The sequence below is a fragment of the Streptococcus sp. oral taxon 061 genome (assembly GCF_964211575.1).
Classification (GTDB): domain Bacteria; phylum Bacillota; class Bacilli; order Lactobacillales; family Streptococcaceae; genus Streptococcus.
Genome location: NZ_CAXOQQ010000012.1, coordinates 44,590 through 54,026 on the forward strand (window position 1 = coordinate 44,590; position 9,437 = coordinate 54,026).

At 42.0% G+C, this 9,437-nt stretch carries 10 protein-coding genes and 1 pseudogene; 10 read left to right on the forward strand and 1 reads right to left on the reverse strand.

Annotation, left to right across the window (positions count from 1 at the left end; translation table 11 throughout):
• The first annotated feature begins 20 nt into the window (after positions 1-20).
• The 10 genes and pseudogenes from AB8E63_RS08435 to AB8E63_RS08480 all read left to right on the forward strand — a co-directional run bounded on the left by AB8E63_RS08435 (position 21) and on the right by AB8E63_RS08480 (position 9,109).
• A complete protein-coding gene (locus AB8E63_RS08435) occupies positions 21-1,205 on the forward strand; it encodes an efflux RND transporter periplasmic adaptor subunit (protein ID WP_368910810.1) in 1,185 nt (394 codons plus the stop codon).
• Positions 1,189-1,890 (forward strand): ABC transporter ATP-binding protein, encoded by a 702-nt coding sequence (locus tag AB8E63_RS08440; RefSeq protein ID WP_000733797.1) that lies wholly within the window; start codon positions 1,189-1,191, stop codon positions 1,888-1,890. Before AB8E63_RS08435 ends, AB8E63_RS08440 begins: the two co-directional genes overlap by 17 nt.
• Complete coding sequence (locus tag AB8E63_RS08445) at positions 1,891-3,150, forward strand: ABC transporter permease (RefSeq protein ID WP_368910811.1); 1,260 nt, start codon at positions 1,891-1,893, stop codon at positions 3,148-3,150. It begins immediately after the preceding gene.
• 134 nt (positions 3,151-3,284) lie between these two features.
• Positions 3,285-5,282 (forward strand): methionine--tRNA ligase, encoded by a 1,998-nt coding sequence (metG, locus tag AB8E63_RS08450; protein ID WP_368910813.1) that lies wholly within the window; start codon positions 3,285-3,287, stop codon positions 5,280-5,282.
• Positions 5,283-5,383: 101 nt separating this feature from the next.
• Positions 5,384-6,310: an aldo/keto reductase family oxidoreductase gene (locus AB8E63_RS08455; RefSeq protein WP_368910815.1), complete on the forward strand. Its 927-nt coding sequence runs from the start codon at positions 5,384-5,386 to the stop codon at positions 6,308-6,310.
• A gap of 98 nt (positions 6,311-6,408) precedes the next feature.
• Positions 6,409-6,645: a DUF2829 domain-containing protein gene (locus tag AB8E63_RS08460; RefSeq protein ID WP_143989482.1), complete on the forward strand. Its 237-nt coding sequence runs from the start codon at positions 6,409-6,411 to the stop codon at positions 6,643-6,645.
• Positions 6,638-7,336 carry a 3-oxoacyl-ACP reductase gene (locus AB8E63_RS08465; protein WP_368910816.1) on the forward strand — a complete coding sequence of 233 codons (699 nt, stop codon included), beginning with the start codon at positions 6,638-6,640 and terminating at the stop codon, positions 7,334-7,336. The genes AB8E63_RS08460 and AB8E63_RS08465 overlap by 8 nt, the downstream gene beginning before the upstream one ends.
• A 9-nt stretch (positions 7,337-7,345) precedes the next feature.
• Positions 7,346-7,846: pseudogene (locus tag AB8E63_RS08470) on the forward strand (NUDIX hydrolase).
• Positions 7,824-8,672 carry a putative PEP-binding protein gene (locus tag AB8E63_RS08475; RefSeq protein ID WP_368910818.1) on the forward strand — a complete coding sequence of 283 codons (849 nt, stop codon included), beginning with the start codon at positions 7,824-7,826 and terminating at the stop codon, positions 8,670-8,672. Before AB8E63_RS08470 ends, AB8E63_RS08475 begins: the two are co-directional and overlap by 23 nt.
• Positions 8,669-9,109 carry an ASCH domain-containing protein gene (locus tag AB8E63_RS08480; RefSeq protein WP_368910819.1) on the forward strand — a complete coding sequence of 147 codons (441 nt, stop codon included), beginning with the start codon at positions 8,669-8,671 and terminating at the stop codon, positions 9,107-9,109. Before AB8E63_RS08475 ends, AB8E63_RS08480 begins: the two co-directional genes overlap by 4 nt.
• Positions 9,110-9,299: 190 nt before the next feature.
• On the opposite strand, the gene AB8E63_RS08485 is transcribed toward AB8E63_RS08480, so the two are convergent.
• Positions 9,300-9,437: LPXTG cell wall anchor domain-containing protein (locus AB8E63_RS08485; protein WP_368910820.1), on the reverse strand; the 138-nt coding region annotated here is incomplete at its 5' end.

Below are 9,437 nucleotides of genomic sequence, written 5' to 3' on the forward strand. Positions count from 1 at the left end.
AATTAAAAAGGAGTATTGATATGAAAAGAAAGTCAAAAGCCAAGAAATGGCCTTTATTTACAGCTATCGGTGTTGCATCAGTTCTTGTAGTGGGAGCGGCTGCCGTTCTTCTATTAAGACAACCAAATCAAGCTGCAACAAAAGATGAAACTGCAAAGATTACTCTTGCAAAAGAGGGTTCAGTAGCTTCATCAGTTCTCTTATCCGGTACTGTGACGGCTCAGAATGAACAATATGTTTATTATGATGCAAGTAAGGGTGACTTGGATGAGGTTTTGGTTTCTGTAGGAGATAAGGTAAGTGAAGGCCAGGCACTAGTCAAGTATAGTAGTACAGAAGCCCAGGCTGCCTATGATGCTGCCAGTCGTGCAGTTGCAAAGGCAGACCGTCATATCGAGGAGTTAAACAAAGCTCGTGAAAATGCATCAGCTGCACCAGCTTCTCCACAGGTTCCAACAGAAGCTGGACTCCCAGAACAAGCGCAAGCAGCGACTTCTTCAGTATCTTCTATTGATTCTCAAATCAGTGATGCCAAGGATAACCGTGCAGATGCTGTGGCTCAGCTCAACAAGGCTCAAGCTCAGCTAGATGCTGCAACTGTCCTCAGTACACTAGAAGGGACTGTAGTTGAAGTCAATCGTAATGTTTCCAAATCGCCAACAGGTAATAGCCAAGTGGTAGTACATGTCGTAAGTAATGAAAACTTGCAGGTCAAAGGGGAGTTGTCTGAATACAACCTTGCTAACCTTTCTGTTGGGCAAGAAGTTACCTTTACTTCGAAGGTTTACCAAGATAAGAGCTGGACAGGAAAAATTAGCTATATTTCTGATTATCCTAAAAACAACGGAGAAGCAGCAAATGCAGCCCTTGGAGGAAATACTGGATCTAAGTACCCTTATACTGTTGATGTGACTAGCGATATCGGTGAGTTAAAACAAGGCTTCTCAGTCAGTGTGGAGGTCAAAAACAAGAGTAAGGCCATCCTTGTTCCTTTAACAAGTGTTGTTACCGAAAATGACAAAAACTATGTCTGGGTCGTTGACGACCAGAAAAAAGCGAAGAAGGTAGAAGTTACTTTGGGGAATGCGGACGCAGACAACCAAGAAATTACTTCAGGTTTGACAGACGGTGCCAAGGTCATCAGTAATCCAACATCTTCCTTGGAAGAAGGAAAAGAGGTGAAGGCTGATGAAGAAACTAATTAGTCTCAAAAATATCTGCAGGAGTTATCGAAATGGTGACCAAGAACTGCAGGTCCTAAAAAATATTAACTTAGAAGTTCAAGAAGGTGAGTTTGTCGCCATTATGGGACCGTCCGGTTCTGGTAAGTCTACATTGATGAATACCATCGGAATGTTGGATACACCAACCAGTGGAGAGTACTATCTTGAAGGACAAGAAGTTGCAGGTCTTGGAGAGAAACAACTGGCAAAAGTCCGCAACCAGCAAATTGGCTTTGTCTTTCAGCAGTTCTTTCTTTTGTCCAAGCTCAATGCACTTCAAAACGTCGAATTGCCCTTGATTTACGCTGGAGTTTCAGCTTCAAAACGTCGAAAATTGGCTGAGGAATTTCTGGAAAAGGTTGAGCTAACGGAGCGCAGTCATCATTTGCCTTCCGAGTTATCAGGTGGTCAAAAGCAACGTGTAGCGATTGCGCGTGCCTTGGTAAATAATCCCTCTATTATCCTAGCAGACGAACCCACAGGAGCCTTGGATACCAAGACAGGAAATCAAATCATGCAACTGTTGGTGGAGTTAAACAAGGAAGGGAAGACCATTATCATGGTCACGCATGAGCCTGAGATTGCCGCCTATGCCAAACGCCAAATTGTCATTCGTGATGGGGTCATCTCATCAGACAGTGCTCAGGTAGAAAAGGAGGAAAACTAGATGCAGAATCTGAAATTTGCCTTTTCATCCATTATGGCTCACAAGATGCGTTCCTTCCTCACCATGATCGGGATTATCATCGGAGTTTCGTCTGTCGTCGTCATCATGGCTCTGGGAGACTCCATGTCTCGTCAGGTCAATAAAAACATGACCAAATCACAGAAGGATATCCATGTCTTTTTCTCACCTATCAAGAGCAAGGATGGCTCCTTTACGCAGAAACAATCCGCTTTGACAGTCAGTGGGAAAGAAGAGGATGTTCATGTTGAACCACCAAAACCACTAGAATCCTGGGTCAAGGAGGCTGCCAAACTCAAAGGAGTAGACAGTTACTATGTCACTAACTCGACCAACGTCACCCTATCTTATAAGGATAAGAAGGTTGAACGAGCGACTCTGACAGGCGGAAATAGCACCTACATGAACGCAGTTGAAAATGAAATCGTTGCGGGTAGAAGTCTAAGACCGCAAGACTACAAGGAATTTGCTAGTGTGATTTTGCTGGACGAAGAACTAGCCAAGAGTTTGTTTGATAGTTCAGAAGCTGCGGTTAATCAAGTCATCTCTGTCAATGAATTTAGTTACCGTGTGATTGGCGTTTATACTAGCAATGAAGCTAAAACTGCTAAAGCCTTTGGGATTGGTGGTCTTCCAATTACGACCAATATCTCTCTCGCAGCCAATTTTAATACTGATGAAATCTCGAACATCGTCTTTCGTGTCAATGATACTAGTCTAACGCAGACCTTGGGACCAGAGTTGGCTCGAAAACTGACAGAGATTGCAGGTCTTCAACAAGGAGAGTACCAAGTTGCGGATGCGACTGCCGCCTTCCAAGAGGTACAACAACTATTTGGTTTTATGACCACCATTATCAGTGCCATCGCAGGAATCTCTCTCTTTGTCGGGGGAACTGGTGTTATGAATATCATGCTAGTTTCGGTTACAGAACGCACGCGTGAGATTGGTCTGCGTAAGGCACTCGGAGCTACACGGGCTAATATCTTGGTACAGTTTTTGATTGAGTCTATGATCCTGACTTTGTTAGGTGGTGTCATCGGTCTTGGGATTGCTGCTGGAATGACCATGTTAGCTGGAGTACTGCTTCAAAACATGATTGCAGGTATTGAAGTTGGGGTTTCCCTCCCAATCGCTCTCTTTAGCTTGGCTGTTTCAGCAAGTGTTGGTATGATATTTGGAGTCTTGCCAGCCAATAAAGCGTCTAAGCTTGATCCGATTGAAGCCCTTCGTTATGAATAAGATATAGAGCAGAAAAACAAGATGGACATTTGTCTGTCTTGTTTTTGTATGGATTTTCCTATCGAAAATCACCGAAAATATGATATAATGAAGTGTTAGAAAATCAGGTTTCATTTGCCTGGAAAGGAAAAATTATGTCTGAAAAGAATTTTTATATTACAACACCGATTTACTATCCATCTGGTAAACTTCATATCGGTTCTGCTTACACAACTATCGCCTGTGATGTCCTAGCTCGTTACAAACGCCTGATGGGCTACGATGTCTTTTATCTGACTGGTCTTGATGAGCATGGCCAAAAGATTCAACAAAAAGCTGAAGAAGCTGGCATCACACCTCAAGCTTATGTTGATGGCATGGCAGTTGGTGTTAAAGAACTCTGGCAATTACTCGATATCTCATATGATAAATTTATCCGTACAACTGATGACTACCATGAAAAAGTAGTAGCACAGGTTTTTGAACGCTTGCTAGCTCAAGATGACATCTACCTAGGTGAATACTCTGGCTGGTACTCAGTTTCAGATGAGGAATTCTTTACAGAAAGCCAGCTTGCGGAAGTTTTCCGTGACGAAGCTGGAAATGTAACTGGCGGTATCGCACCATCAGGTCACGAAGTGGAGTGGGTTTCAGAAGAGTCTTATTTCCTTCGCCTCAGCAAATACCAAGACCGCTTGGTCGAATTTTTCAAATCACATCCTGACTTCATCACTCCAGATGGTCGCCTTAATGAAATGTTGCGTAACTTCATTGAGCCAGGCTTGGAAGACTTAGCAGTATCTCGTACAACCTTTACCTGGGGTGTACCAGTCCCATCAAATCCGAAACACGTTGTCTACGTTTGGATCGATGCCCTTCTTAACTATGCGACAGCTCTTGGTTACGGTCAAGATGAACATAGCAACTTTGACAAGTTCTGGAACGGAACAGTCTTCCACATGGTTGGGAAAGACATCCTTCGTTTCCACTCCATCTACTGGCCAATCCTTCTTATGATGTTGGATATCAAATTGCCTGATCGTTTGATTGCCCACGGTTGGTTTGTCATGAAAGATGGCAAGATGTCCAAGTCTAAAGGAAATGTCGTTTATCCTGAAATGTTGGTAGAGCGCTATGGTCTCGATCCACTTCGTTACTACCTCATGCGTAGCCTTCCAGTTGGTTCAGACGGAACCTTCACTCCAGAGGACTATGTAGGTCGTATCAACTATGAATTGGCAAATGACCTCGGAAACCTCCTCAACCGTACGGTTTCAATGATTAACAAGTATTTTGATGGTCAAATCCCTGCCTATGTAGAAGGTGTAACAGACTTTGACAATGAACTTGCTCAAGTGGCAGAACAATCAATCGCTGACTACAATACCTACATGGAAGCAGTTGACTATCCACGTGCACTTGAAGCAGTCTGGACCCTCATCTCTCGCACTAACAAATATATCGATGAGACAGCTCCATGGGTACTGGCTAAGGACGAAGCGCACCGTGACCAATTGGCAAGTGTGATGAGCCACTTGGCAGCTAGCCTTCGTGTCGTAGCTCACTTGATTGAGCCATTTATGATGGAAACCAGTCGTGCAGTCTTGACACAACTTGGTCTAGCAGAAGTTTCTAGCCTTGAAAACTTGAGCCTAGCTGATTTCCCTGCAGGTGTAACAGTAGTTGCCAAAGGAACACCAATCTTCCCACGTCTCGAAATGGAAGAAGAAATCGCCTATATCAAGGAACAAATGGAAGGCAACAAGCCAGCCGTCGAGAAAGAATGGAATCCAGATGAAGTCGAACTCAAACTCAACAAGGAAGAAATCAAGTTTGAAGACTTTGACAAGGTTGAAATTCGTGTTGCTGAAGTCAAAGAAGTTTCTAAAGTAGAAGGTTCTGATAAATTGCTTCAATTCCGCCTAGATGCTGGTGATGGTGAAGACCGTCAAATCCTTTCTGGTATTGCAAAATACTATCCAAACGAACAAGAATTGGTCGGCAAGAAAGTTCAAATCGTGGCCAACCTCAAACCACGTAAAATGATGAAAAAATATGTCAGCCAAGGGATGATTCTCTCAGCTGAACATGATGGCAAATTAACCCTTCTAACAGTTGATCCAGCTGTACCAAATGGAAGTGTGATTGGATAATTAAAAAAGGACCAGTTTGAGCTGGTTCTTTTCTTTTGTAAGGTATCAGTTGATAAAAGAGGCATTCTACTTTATAATGAAGAAAAACGGAGGAAATTGCCATGAAATACATTCCATTTGGTCAAGAGAAAAGAGAATTGTCCGAAATCATTCTAGGCATGATGCGAATCAGTGACAAGTCGGTTAAAGAGGTTGAGGAGTTGGTTGAAACAGCCCTATCTGTAGGAATCAATGCCTTTGACTTGGCAGATATCTATGGTGGAGGTCGTTGCGAAGAATTACTGGGTCAAGTGTTAAACAATCGTCCTGACCTTCGAGAAAAGATGTGGATTCAGTCCAAGTGTGGCATTCGCATAGAAGAATTTACCTATTTTGATTTTTCAAAAGATTATATTTTAGAGTCAGTTGATGGGATTTTAGAGAGATTGCAGGTTGATTATCTAGATAGCTTGCTTCTCCATCGTCCAGACGCTTTGATGGAAGCTGATCAAGTGGCTCAAGCCTTTGAAATTCTACACAAATCAGGTAAAGTTCGAGACTTCGGTGTGTCCAATCAAAATCCTATGATGATGGAATTACTGAAGAAAGAGGTCAAACAACCTTTATCTATTAATCAATTACAACTAAGCGCAGCTTTCACGCCAGGATTTGAATCAGGTTTCCATGTCAATATGGAAGGTGACAAGGCAGCTGTACGTGATGGTAGCGTCTTTGAATACTGCAAATTAAACGATATGGTCATTCAGGCTTGGTCAGTCTTGCAATTCGGATATTTCAAAGGGAATTTTGTTGGCAATGAGAAGTTCAAACAACTAAACCAAGTTCTAAATCGACTAGCCTTAAAATACAGTGTGAGCCCATCGGCTATTGCTATCGCTTGGGTGTTACGCTATCCGGCTAAGATGCAGGCAGTAGTAGGAACAACTAACCCTAAACATTTGATAGAAGCTAGCCAAGCAAGTAATGTCAACCTAACTCGAAAAGAGTGGTATGAGATTTACCTTGCAGCAGGGAATGATTTGCCTTAGGAAAAAATGCATTTTAAGAAATCACAGTCAAAAAACCGTTGGAAAACGGTTTTTTGTTATAATTAAATTAAGATTCATAGATAACAAAGGAGAAAAACATGACATTTGAAGAAATTTTGCCTGGACTAAAGGCTAAGAAAAAATATGTACGTACTGGTTGGGGAGGGGCTGAAAACTATGTCCAACTCTTTGATACCATTGAACAAAATGGCGTCGCCCTTGAAGTGACACCCTATTTCCTCATCAACGTATATGGTGAAGGGGAAGGCTTTTCTATGTGGAGTCCAACTCCTTGTGATGTCTTAGCGACAGATTGGGTGGAAGTCCATGACTAAACGTGTACTCATTACGGGTGTTAGCTCAGGGATTGGCCTAGCACAGGCTCGACTCTTTTTAGAAAAAGGTTATCAAGTTTTTGGTGTGGATCAGGATGAAAAGCCTGCCTTACAAGGTGACTTTCACTTTCTACAACGCGATTTAACGCTTGATTTGGAACCAATTTTTGACTGGTGCCCTCAGGTGAATATTTTGTGTAACACAGCTGGAGTTTTGGATGACTACAAACCCTTACTGGAACAGTCTGCCCAAGAAATCCAAGAGATTTTTGAAATCAACTATGTGACTCCAGTAGAGTTGACGCGACATTATCTGACTCAAATGCTGGAAAATAAAAAAGGAATCATCATCAATATGTGCTCCATCGCTTCAAACCTAGCTGGCGGTGGTGGTCACGCCTATACCTCGTCAAAACACGCCTTAGCTGGTTTTACCAAGCAATTAGCTCTGGACTATGCAGAAGCAGGTATCCAGGTCTTTGGCATTGCTCCTGGTGCGGTTAAGACTGGTATGACAGCAGCTGACTTTGAGCCAGGTGGTCTGGCAAACTGGGTAGCCAGTGAAACACCCATCAAACGCTGGATTGAGCCAGAGGAAGTGGCAGAAGTCAGCCTCTTTTTAGCAAGTGGAAAAGCAAGCGCCATGCAGGGGCAAATTCTCATTATTGATGGTGGTTGGAGCTTGAAATAGGAGAATCTGATGGAAATCAAAAAATACTTTGGTGTCTATGGCATTTGCTTTGAGAATGGGAAATTGCTCTGTATTTAAAAAACAAGAGGCCCCTATCAACATCGTTTTGATCCACCTGGTGGTAGTCAAGAACTAGGTGAGGGGCTGACTGAAACCCTCAAGAGAGAAGTTCTGGAAGAGACGGGTTATATGCTTAGCCAGTATTCAAATCCTAGGATTTATGATGTGCTGGTTCATGAAGAAGGGCAATACTTCGCCGTACATCATATCATGGCCTTTTATGATATCGTGCTCGATTTCGAGAGCTCTCAAAAATCCCTTCCTCATGAAGTTCTTGATGGAAGTAATGATTCAGCAAATGTCATTTGGCTGAATTTGGAAGAAATTACCGAAAAAAATGCCTCGCCTTTAGTATTAAAAGTGAAGGCAGAGTTACGAGGATTTCCAGAATTGGACAAGACCTCTTACATGAATTGGAAGGTAAAACATGCAAAATCAACTAGCTCTTAGTGGCGAAAAAATTGTTGAAAAAGTTTATCCCCATTTATTGCACCACGTCGGCTTGATTCGTGGCGAATATTTGGTGAGGGAAATCAGTCAAAACATCCTGTTACCAAGTTGTCAGCAATTTGTAAGAGATTATCTAGACACTATTTGTCATTTGTACCCAGATGAAGAAGTCTGGTATCGCTTTTCAGAGTTAACAAATGCAGAAGCAAATATTCTAGACGGGACTAAAGAGTATTTTGACGAACGCCACCCCTTATTTGGATACAGAGGTATCAGGCGTTTGTTGGCGTGTCCAGATGAATTTCAGGCTGAGACAAATGTTGTTACAGAAGTTTTTCAAACCAAACCCAATCTGTCTGTTATTTTTCCTTTTGTCAATGATGCCGAACAATTAAAACAAGCTATTACAGTATTGCGTCAGTATGGTTTTACCGGGAAAGTCGGCACAATGATTGAATTGCCGTCAGCTTATTTTGACTTGGACAGGATACTGGAAACGGGTATTTCAAAGATTGTAGTTGGAATGAATGATTTGACTTCATTTATTTTTGCGACTGTAAGAAACAGTCAATGGCATGATATGGAAAGCCCCATTATGTTAGAAATGCTGAGACAGATGCAGGATAAAGCAAGGAAGAAAAAAATTGATTTTGCTGTAGCAGGCTATCTGAATGCTTCTTTCATACAAAAAATGAATCAAATGGATATCAAGTGTATTATCCACTACAGTTCTATTCCAGAGATTTTTGATTTAGAGATTGACCATCCAGACCATCTTAAACATATAAAAGAAGAAAGTAAAAAATTACAAAGGAGCAACCCATGACACCGCAAGAAATGTGGAATGCATACAAGAGAATCAATCCCTTGATCGGAGATGAAATCGACGCTTGGGCTTTTGGAGTGGAACCAGACCTTTTAGCGGATCTGGTCTTTAAAGGCGAAAAAACAGCAACAGCCTCAGCCTACGATCTCTACGCACTAGAGGACGAACCCCTTCCACGAGAAGGGACCTTCGATGTCATTTTAGATAGTCAAAACCAGGCTGTCTGCATTGTCGAAGTTACAAAGGTTTCTGTTCAGCCTTTCCATCAAGTGTCAGCCGACCATGCCTATAAGGAAGGTGAAGGAGACAAATCTCTGGCTTACTGGCGTCAGGTTCATGAGGAGTTTTTTACAGAGTGGCTGGAGGAAGCTGGTCTGACTTTTACACCTGACAGCAAGGTTGTTTTAGAAGAATTTCGTAAGGTATACCCTCTATAGATTGCTATAAGGAAGGAAGTTTTGGAAATCATTATCCAAAGCTTTTTTCTGACTTTAAATGATTAAACGAGTAAACAAAAAGCGGACAGTCATGTCCGCTTTTTGAATCTAACAAGTAAAGTTATTGGATAAAGTTTTCAAAGATAGTTATCTTTAAAATCCCTATTCATATCCCTTCTACATTGGTTGATTATTTTTTACGATAATGTAAAACTGTTCCTACAGCTACGATAAGCATTGCAACACCAGCAACAGAAACAATTAGGCTGTTACGTTCACCAGTATTTGGAAGTCCTGGTTTGTTTTCAGTTGTTGTTGTAACTCCTGA

Coding starts and splice junctions, on each gene's coding strand:
- AB8E63_RS08435 (WP_368910810.1), top strand. CDS start 21: ATGAAAAGAAAGTCAAAAGCCAAGAAATGGCCTTTATTTACAGCTATC.
- AB8E63_RS08440 (WP_000733797.1), top strand. CDS start 1,189: ATGAAGAAACTAATTAGTCTCAAAAATATCTGCAGGAGTTATCGAAAT.
- AB8E63_RS08445 (WP_368910811.1), top strand. CDS start 1,891: ATGCAGAATCTGAAATTTGCCTTTTCATCCATTATGGCTCACAAGATG.
- metG (WP_368910813.1), top strand. CDS start 3,285: ATGTCTGAAAAGAATTTTTATATTACAACACCGATTTACTATCCATCT.
- AB8E63_RS08455 (WP_368910815.1), top strand. CDS start 5,384: ATGAAATACATTCCATTTGGTCAAGAGAAAAGAGAATTGTCCGAAATC.
- AB8E63_RS08460 (WP_143989482.1), top strand. CDS start 6,409: ATGACATTTGAAGAAATTTTGCCTGGACTAAAGGCTAAGAAAAAATAT.
- AB8E63_RS08465 (WP_368910816.1), top strand. CDS start 6,638: ATGACTAAACGTGTACTCATTACGGGTGTTAGCTCAGGGATTGGCCTA.
- AB8E63_RS08475 (WP_368910818.1), top strand. CDS start 7,824: ATGCAAAATCAACTAGCTCTTAGTGGCGAAAAAATTGTTGAAAAAGTT.
- AB8E63_RS08480 (WP_368910819.1), top strand. CDS start 8,669: ATGACACCGCAAGAAATGTGGAATGCATACAAGAGAATCAATCCCTTG.